Below are 24,443 nucleotides of genomic sequence, written 5' to 3'. Positions count from 1 at the left end.
GTTCTATGCAAACAACCACCCGCGCCCAGGAATCGACTAACGCTATCGAGCGTATGTACATTACCATGCGCCATCTCTTTAACCGGGGATTCTACAAGCCTATGGGAATTTCCGGGGAAACCCTGCGCAATGCCCTGTTGCAATTACGTCCCGAAATTTATGGTTCCATTGCAGAAGACAAGGCCGAATTAGAAGGGTTGATTTATGTCCTCGAACGCCTGCCCGAAGGAATTGAACAGTGCCGGTATATTAACCTGACCTCTGATGAGGGCTATGATCAGTCACAATTCAAGCCCATCATTCCCCCGAAGCGTCGCCGGAATTGTTACCGTATCGATGCTGAGCAAATGAATATTGAAATTACCCGCGGTCGCTCAGACATTTACGATATCCTGACCCACCTTACGTTCCTTTTTATAGAATCCCAGAAAATTGGAAGGCGGGTGCTGATCGAAGAGGGTAAGAAAACCATTCGCGACTGGCAGAAGATCAAGGAGGTGCTTAAAAAGACCAAACTCAACCGCACCGAACGGGAAGCGGCGCTGATCCATACCGCAAATATCCTGGGACGTTCTTTTGTAGAGGTAGCTGAGATTCACAAAAAACTGGGTACCGCATCAGATCCGGAGCGCTTTCTTAAAATTATCTACTGGCTTGGGAAGCTGGCTATTGAGGAGCAGACCGGAGGGGACAAGCGCACCATTACCTTCAGTGCTTTGCTGCGGGAGCGCCTGGGACATCACATCCACGGGGAGCGCTGGGCGCGCAATATTAAAATGATCCTGAAAAAAGAGGGGATGCTGGAGCGTCCCTTGCATATTATCAGTTCAAATATGCACAGTGTCATGAATTCCCTCTTTGCCCGTAAAGCCCTGGCTAAACTTTTTCCGCAACAGGAATCCCTGAAGATCTATGAAGAACTCAGCAAGGAAACCGGGCAGGACCTGCGCAAGAAAGTAGCCGTAAATGCCCGCAAAAACGGGATGATCGAAATTCCGGATCAATCCGGTGCCAATATCGATGTACAGGTTTTTGACCTGGCTCGCCTGGGCCCGGGCGCCTGTTGTTATGAGCTTTCCGAAACGAACCCGGAACAGCAACCCGTGTTGTTGGTTATGGACTACGCCTTTGGGGAACAGGCTTTTGAGACTATAGACGAATTGTTGAAACCCCTGGAGATGGATGGAAAACGTATCTTTATGAATGTAGCTTCGGTTTCTATCATGGGAAAGGCTGGAATATTAGATGGAGATAAAGGGGATTTAATGATTCCTTCTGCCCATATTTTTGAAGGTACAGCGGATAACTATCCTTTTGAGAATGAACTTTGCCAGGAGGATTTTTCAGGGAACGGGCTTAAGGTCTACGAGGGTACCATGGTAACTGTACTCGGGACATCCTTGCAGAATAAGGATATCCTGAAATTCTTCAAGGAATCGACCTGGAATGTCATTGGTCTGGAAATGGAAGGGGTGCATTATCAAAAGGCGATACAGTCTGCATCCCGGATACGGGGAAGTATCTCGGACTCCGTTAAGGTGCGTTATGCCTATTACGCCTCGGATAATCCGTTAAAAACCGGACATACGCTGGCTTCCGGTGGTCTGGGGACAACCGGGGTCAAGCCTACTTACCTGATCACGGATAAGATTTTAAAGCAAATTTTTAATTCATAGAGTGCTACGATGACGCAAAAAAACGCTAATTCAACCAATGCCGACGACATTGATCTCGGGGGTGTTTTTAAGTTATTCAAAGAAATAGGCCAGAGCTTTTTCAGGGGGATTCTGGGGATCTTCCTCTTTTTCAAGCGGAATATTATCGGACTCCTCGTTGTAATCCTGCTTGGAGTGGCCATAGGGTACGGACTCGACAAATTCGTGGCACCCAAATATGCCCTGGATGTGATTTTGAGCCCGAATCTGGATAGCAGAAATTACCTCTACACCGCGGTTCAGGAGGCCCGGGCCAACTTAAAATCCGGAGACAGTGCTTTCTATGCTTCCCTGGAATTGAGTACTTCGGACAGGGACGCCCTTGATTTTGAACTCAGCACCATCCCTGAGGCTACGGGTCCAAAGACCAACCAGGACATGAAGTACTTGCAACTGCTTCAGGACTTTGGTGGGGGAACAGAGGCCCCGGAGATTATCCGGGCCGAATTACGCAGGCATACCCCACTGGAATTCTTACTCCGGTTCGAATTCGGGGATCCGGTTAAAGGCACCCGAATTGCAGAAGGAATAGTGGACTATATCAACGAGAATCCCTACTATACCGAACTGGTCAATACGGTGCGGACCAATGCCCGCGAGCGCATTGCTTTTAGCGATTCCCTCCTGATGGAGACCGATGAGCTCTTGCGAAATTTCAATGAAAAGATGCTTCGCTCAGATAGTGATGGCTCCGCCCGATTGGTCCTGGACGGGGAACAGGATTTGAATATTGCGGAAATTCTGGAAATTAAACGCGGGCTACAACGCGATATCGAGATAAAAAATCTGGAACTAAGCAAGATACAGTCGGGGATATCGGTAATTAGTTTTGGCCGGGCGCACCGGGTAGAGAAATCCCTGTTGGAGCGACGCATGGTGTTATTTCCACTTTTGCTCCTTTCCCTATTCTTATTCTTCAGGTTATTACAATACCTGAACCAGAAGGCATCAGCGCACCATATGGAATGATACGCAAACTAGAGCAGGAGACCATATTGGTAACCGGCGGGGCCGGTTTTATCGGGAGCAACTTAGTAGGGCATTTGCTCAACGTAAGGCCCGGGCTGCGAATTATTAATTTGGATGCCCTCACCTACGCCGGGAGCAAGGACAACCTTTCGGAGTTCATTGATAATAAAGCCCATATTTTTGTGCACGGCGACATCCGGGATCGCGAGTTGGTAGATCAACTTTTTGGCGATTACAACATTACCGGGGTAATCCACCTGGCTGCAGAATCCCATGTCGACAACAGCATAGATTCTCCGGAACCATTCATTGACACGAATATTCGAGGCACGTACGAACTGCTGGAAGCTTCCCGACGACACTGGGCCGGAGCGAATACTCAGGGAGGAAAGTTTCATCAGGTCTCGACCGATGAGGTGTTTGGAAGCCTGGGAAAAGAAGGCCACTTTACAGAGTCCAGCCCTTATGCCCCGAATAGTCCGTATAGCGCCTCTAAAGCGGCCGCAGACATGCTGGTAAGGAGTTATAATAAGACCTATGGCCTGGACACTGCGATTAGCAATTGCTCCAATAATTACGGACCCAATCAGCATGCCGAAAAGTTAATTCCCACGATCATTCGTACGGCCTTGGCCGGGGAGCAGATCCCAATTTATGGAGATGGCAGCAATGTGCGCGATTGGTTGTTTGTCGCAGACCACTGTGATGCCCTGCTGCGGATTTTTGAACAGGCCAGTCCCGGTTCCCAATACCTCATTGGAGGTGGGTATGAATGCAGCAACCTGGAAATCGCCAGCACGATCTGTGCGGAATTAGATCGCATCCGACCTAAAAATCAGGGGAAGTATGAAGATCAGATTACCCTCGTCGCCGATCGTCCCGGGCATGATTTCAGGTACGCAGTTTCGAATTCCAAAATAGATCGCGAACTTGGCTGGAAGCCTGCCACTGATTTCAAGGCGGGAATAAGCGCTACGGTGCAGTGGCATGTTGAGAACCGCATAAAGCATTGATATGAAAGGAATAATCTTAGCTGGAGGAACGGGGTCCCGTTTGCATCCGCTTTCCCTGGCCATTTCCAAGCAACTCATGCCGGTTTACGATAAACCCATGATTTATTATCCGCTCGCTACCTTAATGAGTGCGGGCATTCGAGAAATACTCATTATCACTACGCCTCAGGACCACCAACTATTCCGCAATCTGTTGGGCGATGGTACGCAATTAGGGTGTCGTTTTGATTATGCCACCCAAGAAGCCCCCCGGGGAATTGCGGATGCGTTCAGAATCGGAAGAGATTTTATTGGAGGAGATAAGGTAGCCTTAATTTTGGGCGACAACATCTTTTATGGGTCAGGCTTATCGGAGCTGCTCAAAGCCAATACAGATCCGGACGGGGCAATCATTTATGGGTATCACGTCACGAACCCTTCCCGCTACGGGGTGGTAAACCTCGCGGCAGACGGCCGGGTGGAATCCATTGAGGAAAAGCCTGCAAACCCAAAATCCAACTACGCCATTCCGGGTATCTATTTCTATGATAATGATGTGGTCAGCTATGCGGCTGATTTGGCGCCGAGCCGGCGGGGCGAACTGGAGATCACGGACATCAATAAGGCCTATTTGCAGGACGGCAAGCTTCGGGTAAGCATCCTCGATCGCGGTACCGCCTGGCTGGATACCGGAACCTTTGAGTCCCTGATGCAGGCTTCCCAATTTGTCCAGGTTATTGAACAACGGCAGGGGTTGAAAATTGGGAGCATAGAAGAAACGGCATATAAGATGGGCTTTATTGGAGCTGAACAACTCCGATCCCTGGCAGAACCCTTGCGGAAAAGTGGTTACGGAGAATATCTCCTTCAATTAATCCCCGACGCATAAGTATGGAAATCGTCAAGACGGCTATTGCGGGTTGCCTGTTACTTAAGCCCCGGATATACCGGGATGAACGCGGGTGGTTTTATGAGAGTTTCAATGCTGAGGTGCTCAGGGACTTTGTTCCCGAGGTCATGAATTTTGTGCAGGATAATCGTTCCTGTTCGGCCAAGCATGTACTTCGGGGGTTACATTTTCAACAGGCGCCCCATGCACAGGCCAAGATCATCCAGGTAATTCAGGGTAAGGTGCGGGACGCCGTAGTGGACCTGAGAAAGGATAGCCCGACCTATTTACAGCACTTTGTTATTGAATTGGACGCCAGCGACCACCAGTTGATGTATATCCCGGCGGGCCTTGCCCACGGTTTTTTATCCCTGGAAGACGAAACGGTTTTCCAGTATAAATGCAGTGCGTTCTACAACCCGGAATCGGAATCGGGCATTCGCTTCGATGATCCGGATCTCGCGCTGGACTGGGGGGTTGGCCATGATAATATCCGACTTTCCGGGAAGGACAGGGACCTGCCTTCACTAAAAGAAGTTATTGGATGATACGGGTGGCTATCAGCGGGGCAGGCGGACAGCTGGCCAGGGCGCTTGAAGATGTGTCCGGGGCCTATCCTGAAATTTCCGCCTTCTTTTTTGATCGCAACCACCTGGACATTACCTCCCTGGAGATTATCAACGCCGTCCACCAGGAGGTCAAGCCGGATTACTGGATCAATTGTGCGGCATATACCCAGGTAGATCTCGCAGAGAAATTTCCTCAGGAAGCTATGCAGGTAAACGGTTTAGGACCAGGATATCTGGCCCGGGTATGCCGGGATTCCGGCTCAACGCTGATCCATATCTCTACAGACTATGTCTTTGATGGCAAAAAAGAAGGGGGCTATTATCCGGAGGATCAAACGAATCCCATCAACGTTTATGGCAAGACCAAGCTGGCAGGGGAGGAGGCGATCCGCAGCATATTGGAGCGGTATTTTATTATCCGCACTTCCTGGCTCTATTCCCGAAAACACGGCCCCAATTTTTATACAAAAATCAGGGATCGCGCGCGGAATGGAGACGCCCTGGAAATCACAGATACACAACGGGGTTGTCCTACGGAGGCCGAAAGTCTGGCTCGCTTCCTCCTGGATTTGGTGCGTTCCGGGTCCGATAAATACGGGATATATCATTATACCAATGGAGAGGCGATGACCTGGTTCGATTTCGCAAAAAGAATACTCCAGGAAGAAGGCTTGCTCGAAGAGACCCGCCTGCAAAGGGTTCAGAATTATCGTACTTTAGCCGAAAGGCCACAAACGAGCATTCTGCTTTCCGGAAAGGCTCAACTTCCATCTTAATCGCGACCATGGATGTCAGGAATACCAACCCATAAAAACCCATTAGCACTAGCAGGCTTATGGGTTGTTTTCATTTTAGTTATGGGAGGATGTCGTCAGGCCGATTACAGTTGGGTTCAGCAGCAGGAAGGGAAAAGTATCCTGGACCTGGAATACCTCAACGATACCCTCGGCATACGCGTTCAGGATATCCGCCTGGTGAATTTAGGAGAAGATCAATACAAGATCGACGTTTATCTTTTTCCCGATGATCCCGCACAATTCAATGAGAAGCAGCGGTTTTACCTCCACCTGTTTCCGGGGGAACATGAAAATGATGAATTCCTGGCTGTCGGAACCCTGGACTTTAGGGTTGAAAAGGATGCGCACATTTATTCCCGAACCTTTACGACCGCACGCCATGAGTTTGATTCCCTCAGATATGGCCTGATCAATGCTGACGGCCGGCGCGTATTTTCGTTGAAAGTAGATACCCTTGCCATTAACACCAATTAAATACTGCCCAACTACTGCATTAGGATGCCGCTGAACAATTTGAAAAAGAAGCTTCAAAAATTACTGGCCGATGGGAACCAGGCCGAGGTCATGCGCAAGGGCTTTGTCTACATCGTTCTGCGGGTATTGGGCCTGTTACTGGGCTACTATTTTACCCTTTTGGTGACGCGAAATTTCGGTAGTTCGGTCTATGGACTCGTGGTTCTGGGGCTCACCCTGTTTATGATTGCTTCAATTGCGGGGAAAAAAGGATTTGATATTGCCCTGACCCGCTGGGTTGCAACAGGAAAGTACAGTAAGCAGGAAATAGGCGCTTATTTGGCCCGGGCCTCGGGAAATTCTTTTTTGGTGGCCGGAACCCTTGCGGCCATCGTAATCCTGGCTCGGGAATGGATCGCCCTGGAGGTTTTCAAAAAACCAGAACTGGGACCTTACCTGCTGTACGCTGCCCTGACTTTTCCGCTATGGTCCCAGATTTTGATACACATTGGCCTGTATCGCGGCCTGAAGCGCAATACGTTGTTTTCCTTTTACAATGCCTTCGCCCGCTTCTTTGCCGTGGTATGCCTGCTGTTATTAGGACTCTGGTTTTACAATGACTTAACCGGGGTTTGGGTACTCAAACTGCACTTCCTGGGTGTGCTCCTCCTGTTTTTGAGTTGTTTGGTCATAACCCATGGACATTTAATGTATCCCTTTGCACTGCGTGGAAAAATTGATTGGAAGGCATTTTCCCGGACCTCCAGGCCTATATTGGTTACTTCGCTGATCTTCATTTTACTCAGTTGGGTGGACCGTTTTTTTGTTGGGTTTTTCCAGGACGAACAAACCGTGGCCATCTACGACGTTGCCGCCAAATTGGCTATCCTGGTTTCCTTTAACCTGGACGCGGTAAATTCCATTCTTGCCCCGAAAGTTGTTGAGCTTTACGAAGCCGGGCAAAAGGACCGCTTGCAGCAACTGGTGCGCTTTAGCGCAAACATAAGCGGTCTGATCTCCCTGAGTACATTGGCGATTGTGCTGATCGGGCACGACCTGCTCCTGGGGATTTTTGGTCCGGAGTATCAGGAGGGCTGGATACTCCTGTTTGTGCTGGCCTTTGCACAACTCGCGAATTGCTTCAGCGGTTCGGTTGGAATTTTGCTGCAGATGACCGGGTATCAGAAACTCTATCAGCGGATTATGATTGCCGGCCTATTGGTCAACCTTATATTAAACGGCTTACTGGCTCCATTTTATGGCGCCATGGGCGTTGCATTGGCTACCTTTGCCAGCATATTGACCTGGAATCTTTATGGAATATACTTTTGTAGAAAGAAGCTCGGGATTTCAGCGCATGTTAGTTTGCCTTTGCGAATCTTTAAATCCAAATGATGAACAGACTACATCCTAATGTCTTTTTAATAGGGGTGCAAAAGTCTGCTACCACCTCTGTATATGATTGGATGGCCCAGCATCCCGACATTTGCGGTCCGGTTTCCATGAAAGACACCCCCTTTTTTATCGACGATAAATTATACAACAAAGGGGTTAAGTTTTTGGAGCAGGTCTATCGGCCTGAATACCGCGATCAGAAGGTAATTTTAAATGGTAGCGCGCATAACATCTATTTTGAACATGCCTTAAAGCGCATGGCCGAATTCCAACCCGACGCCAAGCTTATCCTCATCCTGAGGGATCCGGTTGAGCGCGCGTTTTCGGCCTATAAATTTGCTAAGAAACGCAACCTGGAGGATATGGAATTGGAAGCGGCCATTGCCGATGAACCCAATCGGATAGCACATCCGGATTTGAAAATACAGTCCGAGACTACTTATGTGGATCACGGGCTATATCATCGTCAGATTCAACGGTTGTATCAGTACTTTAAGCCCGAACAAGTGCGCATTCTCTTGTATGAGGACATTCGGGAACAACCCGAAACAATAATGCACGATATTTACTCCTTTATAGGGGTGGATGCGACTTTTACACCCGACTACCGCAAGCTCAATCAAACCGGATCAGTGCGCTACACCTGGATCAAGAATATGGTGTACAACGATAGTAAATGGAAGCAATTCCTGCTCAAGTACATCATTGACCCAATCCTTCCCTATAATTTAAAATATCGCCTGAAATTGTTTTTCCTCCGTGCTATGACCGGGAAGGCGAAGAATGATTCCGGCCAGCCCGATGTTTTAACTCATGAACGCGCCAACTGGTTACGGTCCTATTTTATAGAAGACATCCAAAATCTGGAGACATTGATCGGGCGGGACCTAACCGCCTGGAAATCCTGAACCTATGCTGATAACTACCCTCAAAAGCAAGATCGAGCAAGCCACCAGGCTGCTATATATCAATACCATTACCGCTTCCAATGGGTCGGTTCTTATCGTGGAGTATCCCAAATCCGGGGGAACCTGGTTGGGCCAGTTAATCTCAAATTACCTGGATTTGCCCTTTCCTCGAAACCGCATGCCAATAGCCAGGAAATCCCTGTTTCACAGCCACTATTTGCCTAAGTGGCGTATCCCCAATAATCCCAGGATTGTTTATCTGGTTCGCGACGGGCGCGATGTGATGGTTTCCCTCTACTTCCACCAGCTCATCTGGAACGAGAAGAACAAATTGAATCCCAAAGACGTGATCTACCACAGAAAGCAAACCGGATTTAAGGACTTTGAGGACGTTAAAGGGAATATGCTGGACTTTATTCATTACACTTTTACCGAGCAACCCAGCAAGCTCCAGCATTTCACCTACATGGGTAACTGGGCTACCTACAACCGCAGTTGGATTGCCCAACGGGAACAATCCGATGAGAACATTTATCTGGTTCGCTACGAGGATTTGTTGCTGGACGCATTTGGAACCATGAAGGATATGTTTGAGGGGTTTTTCGATATCGAGGCGGTAGACGAGGAAAAGCTCCGGCAAACCGTACAAAAGTTTTCTTTCGAAAACCAGGCCAAACGCAAAAAGGGTCAGGAAGACAAAAACAGTTTTCTGAGAAAAGGCATTTCAGGCGATTGGAAGAACTACTTTGGTCCGGCGGAACGCGAGGCATACAACCACTATGCAGGGGATGTATTGCAAGCCCTGGGATACGAGCAAGATGAAAGTTGGCTCAGGCCATGAAAATTAGTCGCAGACAGGCATCGATAGCATTTGTCGTCCTTATTCTACTTATCTCACTGAGTTTTTTAAGGGCCACGCTGATCTTTTTGTATCCGGTACTTGCCTGCTGCCTCGCCTATTTGTTTCGTCAAAAGCTCGATAGGGAGTCGGCCCTTTTTTTAGTGGGGTTTTTGATCCTGGCCTTCCTCTCGTCCTGGATCTCAGGAGGCTATTTTTTTAATCTCGCCGTTTCCCTGTATTTAATCCTGCCCGTCTGGATATTCCTCAGGGCACGGGTAACCCCCAGCCCGGGTTTTGCCGGGCAGCCGCTGTTTGATCAATGCATGAATTACTTTGCCCTGATATTGGCCGTGGTCAATGTCAGTGCCCTGATTTACTCGCAGTTTATTGTCAATACCGGGATAAGCAATTACGAGGATGCCTTTACCGGACTCTATGGACATGGGGGGTTCGGATCCCATACCCTGTCCCTGGTAAACCTGGGGATAAGCGTTTACTTCCTGGATCGCAAGGCGTATTTGAAATTTGCCTTCTTCCTCCTCTCGGGAATTATGGGGTTCTATGGTCTGGGCTTGCTCATTTTTCTGGCTTCCCTCGGCATACTCTATTTTTCTCAAATCCTCAAGTACTGGAAGGTACTCCTGGTGCTGCTCATATGCGGTTTCATCGGGTTTGGGTTTATTAGCCTGTTTAATGCCCGAAACCTGGATTATATCGAGAAGAATATTGCGCAGAGCCTGCTGATTTTCGAATCCTATGATTATCAGGAGGAAATGCAGAAATCCGCCGAAATGAAAATTACTGAGATTCCCCGATTCCTCACTTTCTTGGACGGGGCATCGCAGCGGGTTACGGCCAGCCCGAAAAATGCCCTCCTCGGGGTTGCTCCCGGAGGGTATAATTCCCGGACTGCCTTTTACCTCAATGGCGACTTTGTACAAAATGAATTTCTCCTTCAAAATTTTCAAATCCAGACCCCAGCGCATACCGAAGATATCTTCCCACTGCTCAACCGGGAACTGATACAGCGGCCCTTTAACGACGGTACCCGGAACCAGACGTTTTCTTCCTTTGTTTCGGTTTTGCTGGAATACGGCCTTTTGGCAGGAGGCGGTTTTTTACTGCTGTTTTTCCTGGGTATCCGTCGGGTGGCCCGGATGTATCAAGGATCTGGCCCGGCCAATTATATCCGCTTTTTGGGGATTTATCTCTTTGTACTCTTCCTGGCACAGAATTACCTGGAATACCCCGAAGTGGTATTCCTCTTCCTCCTGGTAGTAAAACTGGCTGAGGTAGATGCCGCTAACAATAATATCCCTGAGGAATGAACCCTGTCTATTATAAAATAGGGGTGTTTTTGATGGCTGGATTCGCGGCTGTCCTGCCTTTTGGGCCCGCATTACCCAATATTTTCTCAGGCTTGTTGATCGCCTATTGGTTGGGGGGTTTTTTGATGGGTTATTGGAAACTCGGCAAGCAGGAATTAGGTTGGTTCCTGATATGTAATGGATTTGTGCTCTTTCATTTGCTCTCCCTGTATTGGAGTGAGGATTTGAATTCCGGGATGGAAAAGGCGTCGAGTTGGCTGTTGATCCCTGTCCTTTTCTTAGCGCATTCGAGCTTTAGGAAATACTTCAGGCCCGGAGACTTTGCCCGGCTCCTGATCCTATTTACCTGCTCCTTATGTTTGCTCAGTGTCGTCTCCCTGATCGCAAGCGTCACCTCCCATGGGATTTCGTTTGAGACCCTTTCACAGAATGGCCTGGCCACAGCGGCTATTGATTTTCATTACCTCGGATTTTCCCTGTATACCGCCGTTGCACTGGTCCTGAATTTATACCTGATTTTGTACGCCCCGGAAAATTTTCCCGCCTGGTACAAGAAGCTGCTAGGGGGAATCCTGATTTTTATGGGGCTCATCCTCCTGCTTTTAGGTAGCCGAACTACCCTGGCGGTAGCAGCAACCTTGTCCCTCGGGATAGTATTAGCCGGCCGCAGCAGGATTCGCTTGTCTCGTGTTGGAAAAATCCTCATTCCGCTGGCATTGGTTTCCCTGATTGGCTTCGTTTCACTGAACCCGGTTTTGAAGGATAAGTTTAAAGAGGCGATAAACTTTGAGGGGAGGTACGACATCGACGAGAATTGGGGCGGTAGGGGCTTTCGGGAACTAATCTGGAATTGCGCCGTACATGTGAGCAGAGCTCACCCCGTACTGGGGGTTGGGCTGGGAGATCAGAAAAGCGAACTGGATTATTGTTACCGGCAATATCGCTATCAACCGCTGCTGGTTGGCGGCAATAATTTCAACGCTCACAATATATTTCTGCAGGCACTCCTGACCACAGGAATTATCGGCTTGCTCTTGCTCCTGCTGGCTATTGGTTATCCGCTCCTAAACAGCTTAAAAACGGGAAATACACTGTACCTGTTATTTATTTTGCTGTTTTTTGGAACCGGACTCACCGAATCGCATTTCAACCGAAATGCCATGATCTTATTATTTTCATTTTTTAATCCGCTAATCTGGTTTGCATTGCGCCCCTATGAAAGTACTGCAGATTCATAATCAATACCGCCATTATGGTGGCGAGGATGCCGTGGTGGCCAATGAGCAGCAGTTGCTTAGCCAACGCGGAATCACTGTGGCGCAGCTGTTCTTTGAGAACGATCGTATCCGGGCGGGAAAACTCTTTTTCAACCGGGAATCCTACGAGAAAACCCTGGAGAAGATCGAGGAATTCCAACCCGATGTGGCCCATGTCCACAACCTTTTCTACGAGGCCTCCCCGGCGGTCCTCAAGGCCTTAAAATCTAAAGGCGTGCCTGTTGTGATGACCCTTCACAATTATCGCCTGCTCTGCACGGGTGCCCTCTTCCTGCGAAACGGAAAGGTCTGCACCAAGTGTAAGGACCTCACCTTACCCATCCATGGGATTCGCCATGGATGCTTTAAGGATTCCGCCGTTAAAAGCGCAGCGCTTTCCTCCCTTATTGGATATACCAAAACCACCGGGGTATGGAGGAAGTATGTAGACCGGTTTATTGTCCTGACCCCATTCATCAAAAGTTTATTCGAAAGTTCCAGCCTTAAGCTTCCCGCGGAGCAGCTTATGGTCAAACCCAACAGTACAGACGATTTTCAGGCGGCACATGCCCCATCCGGCTCCCGCGAAGGGTTTTTGTTCGTCGGACGCCTGTCCGTGGAGAAAGGGGTCGATATTTTGGTTCGGGAATTCAGCGGACTCAAGCATAAACTCACCCTGATCGGAGATGGCCCATTGCTGGAGGAATTAAAAGCGCAGGCCGGGCCGAATATTACTTTTATGGGCAGGCAAAGTAAAACGGTCATCGGCGAGCAACTGGCCCAGGCGAAAGCCCTGGTATTTCCGTCAGTTTGGTATGAGGGCCTGCCCAATACCATCATTGAAGCGTTTTCCTCCGGGACCCCCATAATAGCTTCAGACCTCGATAACATCAATACCCTGGTCACGCACCAAAAAAATGGGTTGGTGTTTAACCCCAAGGAAGCTGGAAGCCTGCAAAAGGTTTTGGAAGAAACTGATGCAGACCAATTTGCTAAATTGGGCCTGGAAGCGCGAAAGACGTATGAACAACACTATACGCACGAAGCCAATTACAATTCCCTGTTATCCATTTACAACGCCTTGACTCCTTAATGAAGCGATCTATAATTTCGATATCGGTAAACGAGGGTACCCGGGAGGAATACGTATCCCGTATCAATGAGGACATTAGTGCAGGGATACGCGGCTATTGCTGTTTCTCCAATGTCCATATGCTCATCGAGGCCTACGACGACCCGGCCTTTGCCGAAGTAGTCAACTCGGCGCGCTATGCCTTTCCAGATGGGTTTCCGGTAGCCAGGAGTTTTAAAATATTGCACGGTGTGCGTCAGGAGCGAATCGCGGGCATGGATTTTTTCCCGCACTTCCTTGGCGTAAGCGACGCGCGTAAGTATAAGGTGGCTTTAATCGGGTCCACCCCGGAGATACTCCAACAGGCCAAAGAAAAAATTGCCGACGAATTTCCCGGAGTTACCCTAACGCATCTTATTTCTCCGCCTTTCGGGCAGCCCTGGGACAATTCCACCTACATCGAGCAGCTAAATTCCAGCGGCACCCAGGTCGTATTCGTTGCTCTGGGATGTCCCAAACAGGAAAAATGGATGTACGACCACAGTTCCCAAATCCAGGCGATGCTCTTTGGAATAGGGGGAGCCTTACCCACCTATGTAGGGGCGGTGGGAAGAGCCCCGGCTTTTATGCGCAACAATGGCCTGGAGTGGCTCTACCGGTTAATCAAGGAGCCGCGCAGAATGTTCCGGAGGTATCTGTATACCAACACAAAGTTTCTCTGGCTACTGCTCCGCGAAAGTGTAAAATAAAGGGTATTTTTGACGCTGATTTCAGCAGTGTAAAGAAGTCCCTGATTTACCCCGGCAGGGTCCGATTTTCCGAAAACAGCAGGTAACATGTTCTTTCAGCGGATTAAATACACCGATCTCCTGACGGCATTCTTTATTGTTCTGGACTTAATCCTGATCAATTCCATTGCCTACCTCCTGCCTATCAACCTGGAGGAGATTATCCTGTTTCACTGCTACATTACCACAGCCTGGATAATCATCGCGCTGCAGACGAACTTCTACATCATCTACCGCTACTCGAAAATAACCTATGTGCTGCGGTTGATCGTTCGGCAGTTCTTCTTTTACTTCCTCATCATTTATGCCTTTATCGGCTTTTTCAAGCAGCCCAATATGAGTCGATTGGCGCTGGCGCAGTATGTCGCTATCGTTTTTGTAACGGTGAGCGTCTTGAAACTGGTCCATTATTATTTGTTGATGGAATTCCGGGAACGTATTAAGAGCAACACGCGCAATGTGGTCGTAATCGGGCAGAATAAGAAAACCAGCCAGCTCATTCAGATGTTCCGGGACCGCACGGAGTACGGCTATAATTTCGTCCGCCAGTTTTGTCCAAAAACGGACGACATGCCCATTGAGGAGTACTTCAGATTTATACAGGAGGAGAATATCGACGAGATCTACTGCTCCATATCAGAGCTCAAGAACAACGAGATTGTCGACTTTATCAACTTCGCCGACAACAACCTCAAGGTACTGAAGTTTTTGCCGGATAATAAAAACATCTACAGCAAGAAGCTCAAATTCGAATATTACGACTACCTCCCCATATTGTCCCTGCGGGACATCCCCCTGCACAATCCAATCAACGCCTTTGTTAAGCGCCTGTTCGACATCCTCTTTAGCCTGCTTATGATTTTCGGGCTGTTGATCTGGATAACGCCGCTATTGGCAATCCTTATCTGGATGGAATCCCGGGGGCCGCTATTCTTTATGCAAAAGCGTACCGGCCTGGACAATAACGAATTCTACTGCTACAAGTTCCGGTCTATGGCCATGAACCGCGATGCGGATAAGCAGCAGGCCAGTAAAGGGGACATGCGCGTCACGCGGGTTGGGAAGTTTATACGCAAAACTAGCATTGACGAATTACCGCAATTCTACAATGTGCTGTTCGGGCAAATGTCGGTAGTGGGACCCCGCCCCCATATGGTTAAGCATACAGATGAGTATGCCGGGAAGGTAGATAAGTATATGGTGCGCCACTTTGTGAAGCCGGGAATTACAGGCCTGGCCCAGGTACGGGGCTATCGGGGAGAAGTCCAAAAGGAAAGCGACATTCAGAATCGGATAAAATTCGATGTTTTTTATATCGAAAACTGGTCCTTCCTCCTGGATATTAAAATTATTATCCAGACCATTATCAATATGTTCAAAGGCGATGAAAAGGCCTATTGAGGACGTGCAAGGCTCAGGGGGAAAGTCAATTAGTTTTTGGCCGGCATATCAATTTTGGCACTGTTTGCGTTTCATTAAACCTAGAAAGGTGTTTTTAATCCAAAACAATTGGTCGGGTGTAGGGCTATTCCTAATATTGGCCCCGGAAATACCCAATACCCATTAAATCTTATAGAATTCATGAAAGTATCCGTTATAGGAACTGGCTATGTAGGTCTTGTGACCGGTACCTGTCTCGCCGAGACCGGGAACGAAGTAGTCTGTGTCGACATTGACGCGGAAAAAGTCCGACGTATGCAAGCGGGCGAGGTGCCCATTTATGAGCCGCATCTCGATGTGCTTTTTGAGCGTAACATCTCAGCGGGCCGCCTGACCTTTACCACTTCCCTCGAAGAAGGCCTGGATCATGGCGACATTATCTTTTTGGCACTGCCTACCCCGGAAGATGAGGATGGCTCTGCCGACCTGAAATACGTCTTAGGCGTCGCAGACGACATCGGAAGGCTTATTAAGGACTACAAAGTAATCGTAGATAAAAGTACCGTCCCTGTGGGTACTTCAGATAAAGTACACGCGGCTATTGCCAAGAACGCCAAGTCCGACTTTGACGTGGTTTCAAACCCGGAATTCCTTCGGGAAGGTTTTGCTGTTGACGATTTCCTGAAGCCGGAGCGTATTGTTGTAGGTTCCAGCTCGCAGCGCGCCACGGAGATGATGCAGAAACTCTATAAGCCCTTTGTGCGTTCCGGAAACCCGGTAATCATCATGGATGAAAAATCGGCGGAGCTCACCAAGTATGCGGCCAATTCATTTTTGGCCACCAAGATTACCTTCATGAATGAAATCGCGAATTTCTGCGAGCGTGTAGGGGCCGATGTGGACAAGGTGCGTATCGGAATGGGAACGGATTCCCGAATCGGGAAAAGATTCCTTTTCCCAGGAATTGGATACGGAGGATCCTGCTTTCCAAAAGACGTTAAGGCCCTGCATAAATCAGGGAAGGATACCGGTTACGATTTCAAGATCCTGGATTCCGTTATCCAGGTAAACCAAAAACAGAAAACTGCGCTCATCCCTAAGATAGAGAAGTTCTTTGGCGGGGATTTAAAAGGAAAACGTATCGGACTTTGGGGGCTGGCCTTTAAGCCGGAAACCGACGATATCCGCGAGGCGCCGTCCCTGTATATCATCGATGAGTTGCTCAAGGCCGGTGCTGAGGTTACTGCCTTTGACCCGGAGGCTATGGAAAATGTCCAGCGGAAACTCGGGGACTCCATCACTTTTGCCCCTGGAATGTACGGGGCTCTGGAGGATGCCGACGCCCTGGTAATCTGTACCGAATGGGGGGTTTTCAGAAATCCCAATTTCACCATGATCAAGGAGCTGCTTAAGGAACCCGTCATTTTCGACGGCCGGAATCTCTACGACCTGAGTGAGATGAAAGAACTCGGATTCCATTACGAATCCATTGGCCGAGGATAGGCCAAACGTATCATTAGCAACCGCTTTTTAACAGACCCGAAGTGAAACGAATTTTAATAACCGGAGCAGCGGGGTTTTTAGGCTCCCACCTGTGTGATCGATTTATGGCAGAGGGATATCACGTTATCGCAATGGATAACCTGATCACCGGCGACCTGAAGAATATCGAACACCTCTTTAAGGAGGAGCATTTCGAATTTTACCACCACGATGTAACCAAGTTCGTTACCGTGCCGGGGAAGCTGGATTATATCCTGCACTTTGCAAGCCCGGCCAGCCCGATCGACTACTTAAAGATTCCGATCCAAACGCTGAAGGTAGGTGCCCTGGGCACGCATAACCTGCTTGGATTGGCCAAGGAAAAGAAAGCGAGGATCCTGATTGCTTCCACTTCGGAAGTATATGGCGATCCCCTGGTGCACCCGCAGACCGAAGAGTACTACGGGAATGTGAATACTATTGGCCCCCGTGGCGTTTACGATGAGGCTAAGCGTTTCCAGGAGTCCATTACCATGGCGTACAACCGCTTCCACGGTTTGGAAACCCGAATTGTTCGGATATTCAATACTTATGGACCCCGGATGCGCCTGAACGATGGCCGCGTAATTCCTGCCTTCATGGGACAAGCCCTGCGCGGGGAAGACCTGACCGTTTTTGGCGATGGTTCGCAAACCCGATCATTCTGTTTTGTCGACGATCAGGTTGAGGGTATTTATCGCCTGTTGCTCTCGGATTATGAATTGCCGGTGAATATTGGGAACCCCCATGAAATCTCTATCCTGGAATTTGCAGAGGAGATCATTAAACTCACTGGGACGGACCAAAAGATTGTATTTAAGCCCCTGCCCAAGGACGATCCCATGCAGCGTCAGCCCGACATTACCAAGGCCAAGGAAATCCTGGGATGGGAACCGAAAGTTGGACGGGAGGAAGGTATGCGCAAAACCTTTGATTACTTTAAATCGCTTTCCCGGGAGGATCTCGATAAAAAGGAACACCGCGACTTTTCGGACCGAAACCGATACTAAGTGTAGCATTCCTGGAGACCTTTGCCGGAAGACCACTTAAAAAAGATACGGCCCCGCTCGGTTATCCCGATCGGGGCCATTATTTTTGCCCAAAACCATCTCGATGAACATACTGGTATTGGGTTCTGGAGGCCGGGAACACGCCCTGGCCTGGAAAATCAGCCAAAGTCCGCTTTTAGATAATTTATATATCGCACCCGGAAACGCCGGGACCGCCGCCGTGGGCACGAATCTGGATTTGGGGGTCAGCGATTTTGCCGCCATTGGCGAGGCCGTACTGGAGCATGGAATCGACCTGGTACTGGTAGGGCCGGAGGTGCCGCTGGTAGAAGGGATTCACGATTATTTTCTCGCAGACGCAGCCCTGAAAGAAGTCCCTGTTATAGGCCCGGCTCAGGAAGGCGCCCGCCTGGAAGGGAGCAAGGAATTCGCCAAGGAGTTTATGATGCGTCACGGGATTCCGACAGCTGCCTATAAGAGTTTTGGAGCGGACGATCTTCAGGAGGCTTTTGACTTTTTGGAAACGCTAAAACCACCCTATGTGCTCAAGGCAGATGGATTAGCAGCAGGAAAAGGCGTTCTGATCATCGAGGACAAACTAGAAGCGCAAGCCGCTCTCAAGGAGATGTTGGTAGAAGCTAAGTTTGGGGCAGCCAGTGCCCGGGTGGTAATCGAAGAATTTCTCTCCGGGATTGAACTGAGTTGTTTTGTACTAACCGACGGAATATCTTATAAAGTATTACCAACTGCTAAGGATTACAAGCGGATTGGAGAAGGCGATACAGGGTTAAATACAGGAGGAATGGGCGCAGTTTCCCCGGTTCCTTTTGCAGATACTGGCTTCATGGAAAAGATCGAGTCAAGGATCATTAAGCCCACCATTGAAGGCCTGAAGCAGGATAGTATTCCTTATGTCGGGTTTATTTTTATTGGCCTGATCAAGGTAGGGTACGACCCCTACGTTATTGAATACAATGTAAGGATGGGGGATCCGGAAACCGAAGCGGTTATCCCCAGGATTGCTTCGGACCTGGTCGAAGTCTTGCAGGCAACGGCTAATGGAACCTTATCGGATGTGGAACTGAAAATCCGCCAGGAGGCCGCAGCTACTGTGGTCATGGTATCCGGGGGATATCCCGAAAGTTATGATAAAGGCTACGCGATATCCGGCTTAACCTCAGCAAGGGAAGCCCTGGTTTTTCATGCCGGTACCCGACAACAAGGCAGTGAAGTGCAGACAAGCGGTGGGCGTGTCCTGGCCGTAACAGGCTTGGGCAGCGACTTCAGGAAAGCCCTGCAAACTGCCTATAACGGGGTAGCAAGTCTGGATTTTGAAAAGGCCAACTATCGGAAAGATATCGGCTTTGACCTATAGGTAAGAGTGGGAGCTAATGGTGTAATCTTCTTCACCGTTAGCATCGAAGATGCGCAACTGACGCAGCCAGTAAACCATGGCTACCATCCCAATTACAACGAAGATCCAACTAACGGAATTCGCTAACCACCAGTTGTCCATTCCGCGAAGTACATCGTAAGGCCAGAAAAGTCCGTTTACGAATAAATCCTCGATCCCCTCAAAAAAAGCTCTCATTGTACCTATATTTACCAGACAAAGATAGGAAAACCGGCGATGATATCAAGCGTTTTTGGCAAAACCAAACCCATTAATACGGTCCTCGTTCTTTCCTTTTTGGCTGTGCTCTTCCTGCTGAGTAATTGGTGGTGGGATCCCGATTCTTTCAGCCTTCAGAACTTACCCCTTCTTTTTCTGACCCTGGCGCTGCTGCTACTTTCCGTGTTGCTGATGAATTTTGTGGTGCAACGCAACCAGCTTACGGCTGCGCACAGCTATGCGCAGCTCTTCTTTGTGCTCTATTTTGCCCTGTTTTCAGAAGTCCTGAGGGATTCAGGAGCCCTGGTAGCACTATTCTTTTGTTTGCTTGCGCTCAGGCGCCTGATCAGTATGCACTCCTTGCGTGGGATTCCCGCCAAGGTCTTTGACGCTACCCTGTGGATTTTAGTATCCAGCCTTTTTGTGAACTGGACCCTGGTGCTCTTGCCACTACCCATGGTATACCTCTACTTTTATGAGCCCAAAGAAATCCGAAACTGGCTGGTTCCTTTTGCAGCGATCATAACTTTTGTCCTGATAGGGTTGGGCGTATCTGTGCTTACTGGCGACTTCGCGGCCCTCTGGAATACTTACGACTTCAGTGAGTTGCGCTTCTGGACCTTGCCGGACTGGAAGCAGACCGCCTTCCGCCAGGGAGGATTTATGCTTTTAGTTCTGGTAAGTATGCTCCTTTCTTTTTTAAAAATGCGCAATACAGGCTCCGGACGCATGCTGAGTTTGCGCCTGATAAGTGTATGTTTATTGCTATCGGCCGTTCTGGGACTCTTTTGGCGGCCCTGGGAAGGTGCGGGGCTGTTGTTTGTCTTTTTCCCAGCAGCGATTTTCATGTCCCGGTATTTGGAAACGGTTCGAAAGGTCTGGCTTCGGGACCTTTTGCTTTGGTCTGTGATTGCCCTGATGCTGGGAGTTTTTATGGCCGATGCGATTCTTAAATAAGCGGTATCTTTGCCCAAAATTACCGCCATGTTCAGCGCAAATGCGAATTCAGTTTTTCAAGAGGCCATCGAGAAGTACCACATCGAAGACCGGGTAGACCAACCTATGGTTAATCCCTATGATTCCGGCGGGATTGACCACTTGTTATTTCGAAAGAACTGGATCGATACCGTTCAATGGCACTACGAAGATCTGATCCGGGACCCGGAAATTGAGCCGGGCGCAGCCCTGGAGCTCAAGCGGAAGATCGATGCCAGCAATCAGGAGCGCACCGATTTGGTAGAATACATCGATAGTTACTTCCTGGACAAATACAAGACGGTTCGCGTGTTGGCCGATGCTACGATCAATACCGAAAGTCCGGCCTGGGCTGTGGATCGCTTATCCATCCTGGCTCTTAAAATTTACCACATGGAGGAGGAGGCAAACCGCGAGGACGCCTCCGAGAAACACCGGGCCGAGTGCAGTCAGAAGCTCAATGTACTCCTCGAGCAGCGCAACGATTTATCTTCTGCCATTGATCAGTTATTGGCAGATATTGCGGCGGGCCGTAAGTATATGAAGGTCTACAAGCAAATGAAAATGTACAACGACGACGAGTTAAACCCGGTCCTGCGTGGCAAAACCCAGTGACAAAACGCTCGTTGTCCTTCGCTTTTCCGCCCTGGGGGATGTGGCTATGTGCGTCCCGGTATTACTCGCCCTGAAAAGGACACACCCCCACCTAAACCTCATTTTTGTAACCAAAGGACGATTTCTTCCGGTTATTGCTGCCATACCCGGAGTCAGGGTTATTCCCCTTGAATCCGAAAATGGAAACTCTGGTTTGCCGCGATTATTTAGCCTTGGATTCCAGATTTTTAGAACAAATCCCGCAGCGGTAGCCGATCTCCACAATGTATTGCGCACGAAGTTATTGCGGGTCATGCCCGGAAGCTGGCTCACCCCCTGGAGGCATTTGGATAAAGGCCGGGCCGAAAAAGCGGCACTTACCCGGGAGGAAAATAAAGTATTTGCCCCCCTAATGAGCGGGCACGAACGTTCGGCAGAGGTATTTAGAAAATTGGGGTATTCACTGCAGGTGGAAGCTTCAGATGTATTGCCGGCGCGTAGTTTACCGGAAGGGATAAACCTCGGTGCTGAGGAAGCAAAACTCATTGGCCTGGCACCCTTTGCTGCCCATGCGGGCAAGAGTTATCCCCCGGCCCTTGTCGAAGAGCTCCTGGGGCTACTTTCCGGGAAAGCCGATTGCAACATCTTGTTGTTTGGAGGAGGGAAGAAGGAAACCGATTTATTTTCCCGATGGGAATCCCAGTATCCGAATGTCCAGTCCATGGCCGGACGGTTTTCAATGTCGGAGGAACTGGCCGTTATTTCCAACCTCGAGCTGATGATCTCTATGGATAGCGGAAATGGACATTTGGCAGCTATGTTCGGGGTTCCGGTAGTCTCTGTCTGGGGCGTTACCCATCCCTATGCTGGATTTGCCCCTTTTGGACAGCCCGACTCCAACTCCCTAACCGCAGATCGGGAGCAATTCCCCCTGGTTCCGACATCGGTCTACGGCAATACCTACCCAGAGGGGTACGAGCAGGCCATTGCGAGTGTTAATCCCGCACAGATTGCTGGGAAAGTTGCCGAACTCCTTAGGCAATAACTACAGGAGACAGGGAGCGGAAGTAATTCCGCATTTGTTGAATGTAATTGTACCTCAGAATCTTACAGTTTCCATTAACCATTAGCGTACGGATCCCGAAATAGGAGGAAATAATGTACTGTGCTACACCTTCACTATTTACATGGCGCTCAACAAAACCATCGGTTTTACCTCTTTGGAGCGCGGTAACAATATTTACTTCCCACACCTTACAGGTATCCATCAGGAATTTCATGATCTTTTCGTTCCTTCCGTTGAACTCATTCATAAAGTTCGCCAGTACAAAACCGTAATCCATCTCGTTGAATTCAGCAGTTTGCAGCGCATCGTCCAGACAGGTTTCGATAGCGTGGAATGGGTTGTTCTGATCTTCTATAGGTTCGATCATCATGCTGTACACCTTTCGGAAAACCAGTTGCTGCACAATACTGATAAAGAATTCCTCCTTGGATTGGAAGTGGTAGTAGAAAGCACCTTTGGACATTCCCAGGGTTTTGAGGATGTCATCAATACTGGTGTTGTAGTAGCCCTGCTTATAGAATAATTCCAGGCCTGTGGTTTGCATACGGTGTACCGTAGCCATACGTTTTAGGTTCTTGTCCATGATATTGTTGATTTGGGGTCAACCGACCTTGTGGTCTGATACAAAGAACCCGCGATGCCAGGAAGCCTTCAGAACATTCCGGCGAATTTCCCAAAAGAATCGATAAGCGGTAAAATATCCGATGAACTACCCGATTTTTGAAAGAACCGACCGACCGCTCGGTCGGTTAAACGCCCTTAAAAAGCGGATAAACGACAGGGTGAATTTCTCGAAATGACCTTTAAATCACGCCACGGTGCCCTGACAGCTACTTCCAGAACCAGCCGTGCATCCATAGCAATGCTGCGAAATAATAATGTTCCGATCCTGGAGCACCTGCTCGTTGTAGTCAGTAATATGCCGCAGGGGGGTATCTACTTTAAGGTCGAGCATCTGGTTGAAGTCACAGTCGTACAGCCAACCATCCCAGGATACGGATAAGGTGTTGGTGCACATGACATTCTTGACAGCTTCCGGATTGTAGGCTTCCACCAGCGCTGTCATATAATCCTCATAGTTCTCAGAGGCGATAAGGTATTCCAGAAAACGGGAGATTGGCAGGTTGGTAATGGCGAATAAGTTGTGGAACTCGATTCCGAAGTCCTCGCGCAGGGCTTGTTTGAAATCCAGTTCCAGCGAGGCCTGATCCCCGGGCAAAAATGCTCCAGAAGGATTATAAACCAAATCGAGCCGGAGGGAAGAATCGGGCATCCCATAGCCTACTGCGTTGAGGTCTTTGAGGGCCTGGATGGATTTATCAAAAACCCCATCCCCGCGTTGTCGGTCGGTCTTGCCACGGGTATAATGGGGCATGGACGAAACAACATGAATATTGTGTTCGGCAAAAAACTGCGGCAGGTCGTGGTATTTTTTGTTGGCGCGAATTATAGTCAGGTTAGACCGGACGATGAAATCCTGAATCCCAGCTTTGGCAGCCTCGGTTACAAACCAGCGGAAATCCGGATTCATTTCCGGGGCGCCTCCGGTTAAGTCCAGGGTATGCGCACCGGTGGTGCGGATAACTTTCAGGCATTGTTCCATGGTATCCCTGGTCATGATTTCCTTGCGATCAGGCCCGGCATCGACATGGCAGTGCGCGCAGACCTGGTTGCACATATAGCCAAGATTGATCTGCAGGATCTCAAGGGCCTTGGGTTTTAACGCGGTCAGGCCGGCGTCTGCGAGTTTATCCTTGAAGCGGGGAAGTTCGCCGGAGGCAAATAGGCCACCTTCTAGGTAATCCAATTGATTTTGGGTGCTGGCCAGGTCGCTTTGCCGGGCTTTCAGGGATTTTGTAGCCATTTACATGGATAGTTTGTTGTACTTATTCATCATCTGGACCCCGTGTACAAGGGTGGCCCCGCTCTCTATAGCGGCGCCGGCGTGCACGGCTTCCATCATTTCTTCTTTGGTAATACCCCGTTGCAGGCCATCCTTGGTGTAGGCGTCAATGCAATACGGGCATTGAATCACGTGGGCAACTGCCAGGGCAATCAGCGACTTCTCACGGGCACTCAGGGCGCCCTCTTCAAATACCTTATTATAGTATTCAAAGAACTTGGTCCCGAGTTCTTCACTCCATTCCGTAATATTTCCAAATTTCCTAAGGTCTGCCGGATCGTAATAATTAGATGCCATAAGCTTTTGAATTTATTTCGTGAAGATACGGGTTTAATGTTCTCTCCAGGGAATGGAAATACCACCTGATCCTAGGTCGGAAGAGGTCGGTTTCCATTACAGCGAAGGGGGAT

The 24,443-nt window shown here is 49.1% G+C and carries 25 protein-coding genes; 21 read left to right on the top strand and 4 right to left on the bottom strand.

The genetic code is table 11. The annotated features are described in order from the left end of the window. Positions 1–5: 5 nt before the first annotated feature. The 18 genes from BM318_RS05660 to purD all read left to right on the top strand — a co-directional run bounded on the left by BM318_RS05660 (position 6) and on the right by purD (position 19,258). Complete coding sequence (locus BM318_RS05660; RefSeq protein ID WP_092981385.1) at positions 6–1,676, top strand: DUF6909 family protein; 1,671 nt, start codon at positions 6–8, stop codon at positions 1,674–1,676. A 9-nt stretch (positions 1,677–1,685) separates the two neighbouring features. Next, positions 1,686–2,684, top strand: coding sequence for a hypothetical protein (locus BM318_RS05655; protein ID WP_092981383.1), 999 nt, complete (start codon positions 1,686–1,688; stop codon positions 2,682–2,684). After that, a complete protein-coding gene (rfbB, locus tag BM318_RS05650; RefSeq protein WP_092981381.1) occupies positions 2,681–3,697 on the top strand; it encodes a dTDP-glucose 4,6-dehydratase in 1,017 nt (338 codons plus the stop codon). The genes BM318_RS05655 and rfbB overlap by 4 nt, the downstream gene beginning before the upstream one ends. Position 3,698: 1 nt before the next feature. Then, a complete protein-coding gene (gene rfbA / locus BM318_RS05645) occupies positions 3,699–4,565 on the top strand; it encodes a glucose-1-phosphate thymidylyltransferase RfbA (RefSeq protein ID WP_092981379.1) in 867 nt (288 codons plus the stop codon). Between the two features lie 2 nt (positions 4,566–4,567). Further along, entirely contained in the window at positions 4,568–5,113 is a 546-nt protein-coding gene (rfbC, locus tag BM318_RS05640) for a dTDP-4-dehydrorhamnose 3,5-epimerase (RefSeq protein ID WP_092981377.1), read from the top strand. Further along, positions 5,110–5,910 carry a dTDP-4-dehydrorhamnose reductase gene (gene rfbD / locus BM318_RS05635; protein WP_092981375.1) on the top strand — a complete coding sequence of 267 codons (801 nt, stop codon included), beginning with the start codon at positions 5,110–5,112 and terminating at the stop codon, positions 5,908–5,910. Before rfbC ends, rfbD begins: the two co-directional genes overlap by 4 nt. A gap of 12 nt (positions 5,911–5,922) precedes the next feature. Further along, positions 5,923–6,405, top strand: coding sequence for a hypothetical protein (locus BM318_RS05630; RefSeq protein ID WP_143099927.1), 483 nt, complete (start codon positions 5,923–5,925; stop codon positions 6,403–6,405). A gap of 24 nt (positions 6,406–6,429) precedes the next feature. Beyond that, complete coding sequence (locus BM318_RS05625) at positions 6,430–7,779, top strand: oligosaccharide flippase family protein (RefSeq protein WP_092981371.1); 1,350 nt, start codon at positions 6,430–6,432, stop codon at positions 7,777–7,779. Then, complete coding sequence (locus tag BM318_RS05620; protein WP_092981369.1) at positions 7,776–8,687, top strand: sulfotransferase family protein; 912 nt, start codon at positions 7,776–7,778, stop codon at positions 8,685–8,687. The genes BM318_RS05625 and BM318_RS05620 overlap by 4 nt, the downstream gene beginning before the upstream one ends. A gap of 4 nt (positions 8,688–8,691) precedes the next feature. Continuing rightward, positions 8,692–9,528: a sulfotransferase domain-containing protein gene (locus BM318_RS05615; RefSeq protein ID WP_092981367.1), complete on the top strand. Its 837-nt coding sequence runs from the start codon at positions 8,692–8,694 to the stop codon at positions 9,526–9,528. Next, the gene (locus BM318_RS05610; RefSeq protein ID WP_143099926.1) at positions 9,525–10,856 is read left to right on the top strand and encodes a hypothetical protein; all 1,332 of its coding nucleotides are present in this window, start codon (positions 9,525–9,527) and stop codon (positions 10,854–10,856) included. The genes BM318_RS05615 and BM318_RS05610 overlap by 4 nt, the downstream gene beginning before the upstream one ends. After that, the gene (locus BM318_RS05605; protein WP_092981364.1) at positions 10,853–12,094 is read left to right on the top strand and encodes an O-antigen ligase family protein; all 1,242 of its coding nucleotides are present in this window, start codon (positions 10,853–10,855) and stop codon (positions 12,092–12,094) included. The genes BM318_RS05610 and BM318_RS05605 overlap by 4 nt, the downstream gene beginning before the upstream one ends. After that, positions 12,072–13,205 (top strand): glycosyltransferase family 4 protein, encoded by a 1,134-nt coding sequence (locus BM318_RS05600; protein WP_092981362.1) that lies wholly within the window; start codon positions 12,072–12,074, stop codon positions 13,203–13,205. Before BM318_RS05605 ends, BM318_RS05600 begins: the two co-directional genes overlap by 23 nt. Then, a complete protein-coding gene (locus BM318_RS05595) occupies positions 13,205–13,933 on the top strand; it encodes a WecB/TagA/CpsF family glycosyltransferase (RefSeq protein ID WP_092981360.1) in 729 nt (242 codons plus the stop codon). Before BM318_RS05600 ends, BM318_RS05595 begins: the two co-directional genes overlap by 1 nt. 87 nt (positions 13,934–14,020) lie before the next feature. Further along, entirely contained in the window at positions 14,021–15,373 is a 1,353-nt protein-coding gene (locus BM318_RS05590; RefSeq protein WP_092981358.1) for an undecaprenyl-phosphate glucose phosphotransferase, read from the top strand. 180 nt (positions 15,374–15,553) lie between these two features. Next, on the top strand, positions 15,554–16,855 hold the full coding sequence (locus BM318_RS05585; RefSeq protein WP_092981356.1) for a UDP-glucose dehydrogenase family protein: 1,302 nt from the start codon (positions 15,554–15,556) through the stop codon (positions 16,853–16,855). Positions 16,856–16,896: 41 nt separating this feature from the next. Further along, on the top strand, positions 16,897–17,883 hold the full coding sequence (locus BM318_RS05580) for a UDP-glucuronic acid decarboxylase family protein (protein WP_092981354.1): 987 nt from the start codon (positions 16,897–16,899) through the stop codon (positions 17,881–17,883). 103 nt (positions 17,884–17,986) lie between these two features. Further along, a complete protein-coding gene (purD, locus tag BM318_RS05575; RefSeq protein WP_092981352.1) occupies positions 17,987–19,258 on the top strand; it encodes a phosphoribosylamine--glycine ligase in 1,272 nt (423 codons plus the stop codon). On the opposite strand, the gene BM318_RS05570 is transcribed toward purD, so the two are convergent. After that, a complete protein-coding gene (locus BM318_RS05570; protein ID WP_092981351.1) occupies positions 19,253–19,474 on the bottom strand; it encodes a DUF6341 family protein in 222 nt (73 codons plus the stop codon). The genes purD and BM318_RS05570 overlap by 6 nt on opposite strands. A 39-nt stretch (positions 19,475–19,513) precedes the next feature. On the opposite strand from BM318_RS05570, the gene BM318_RS05565 reads away from it, so the two are divergent. The 3 genes from BM318_RS05565 to BM318_RS05555 are packed head-to-tail and all read left to right on the top strand — an operon-like array spanning position 19,514 to position 22,109. Further along, a complete protein-coding gene (locus BM318_RS05565) occupies positions 19,514–20,452 on the top strand; it encodes a DUF6427 family protein (protein ID WP_092981349.1) in 939 nt (312 codons plus the stop codon). Positions 20,453–20,479: 27 nt separating this feature from the next. Then, complete coding sequence (locus BM318_RS05560) at positions 20,480–21,085, top strand: DUF4254 domain-containing protein (protein WP_092981348.1); 606 nt, start codon at positions 20,480–20,482, stop codon at positions 21,083–21,085. Continuing rightward, complete coding sequence (locus BM318_RS05555; RefSeq protein ID WP_143099925.1) at positions 21,069–22,109, top strand: glycosyltransferase family 9 protein; 1,041 nt, start codon at positions 21,069–21,071, stop codon at positions 22,107–22,109. The genes BM318_RS05560 and BM318_RS05555 overlap by 17 nt, the downstream gene beginning before the upstream one ends. On the opposite strand, the gene BM318_RS05550 is transcribed toward BM318_RS05555, so the two are convergent. The 3 genes from BM318_RS05550 to BM318_RS05540 form a co-directional block, all read right to left on the bottom strand. Beyond that, entirely contained in the window at positions 22,099–22,713 is a 615-nt protein-coding gene (locus BM318_RS05550; RefSeq protein ID WP_092981346.1) for a TetR/AcrR family transcriptional regulator, read from the bottom strand. The genes BM318_RS05555 and BM318_RS05550 overlap by 11 nt on opposite strands. 225 nt (positions 22,714–22,938) lie before the next feature. Next, entirely contained in the window at positions 22,939–23,994 is a 1,056-nt protein-coding gene (arsS, locus tag BM318_RS05545; RefSeq protein WP_092981345.1) for an arsenosugar biosynthesis radical SAM (seleno)protein ArsS, read from the bottom strand. Then, on the bottom strand, positions 23,995–24,330 hold the full coding sequence (locus BM318_RS05540) for an arsenosugar biosynthesis-associated peroxidase-like protein (protein ID WP_092981343.1): 336 nt from the start codon (positions 24,328–24,330) through the stop codon (positions 23,995–23,997). Positions 24,331–24,443 lie beyond the last annotated feature (113 nt).

Origin of the sequence: Robiginitalea myxolifaciens (genome assembly GCF_900115205.1) — a bacterium.
Taxonomy (GTDB): Bacteria; Bacteroidota; Bacteroidia; order Flavobacteriales; family Flavobacteriaceae; genus Robiginitalea; species Robiginitalea myxolifaciens.
The sequence above is the reverse complement of the archived record's forward strand: the minus strand, read 5'-3'. Positions and strand labels throughout refer to the sequence as shown.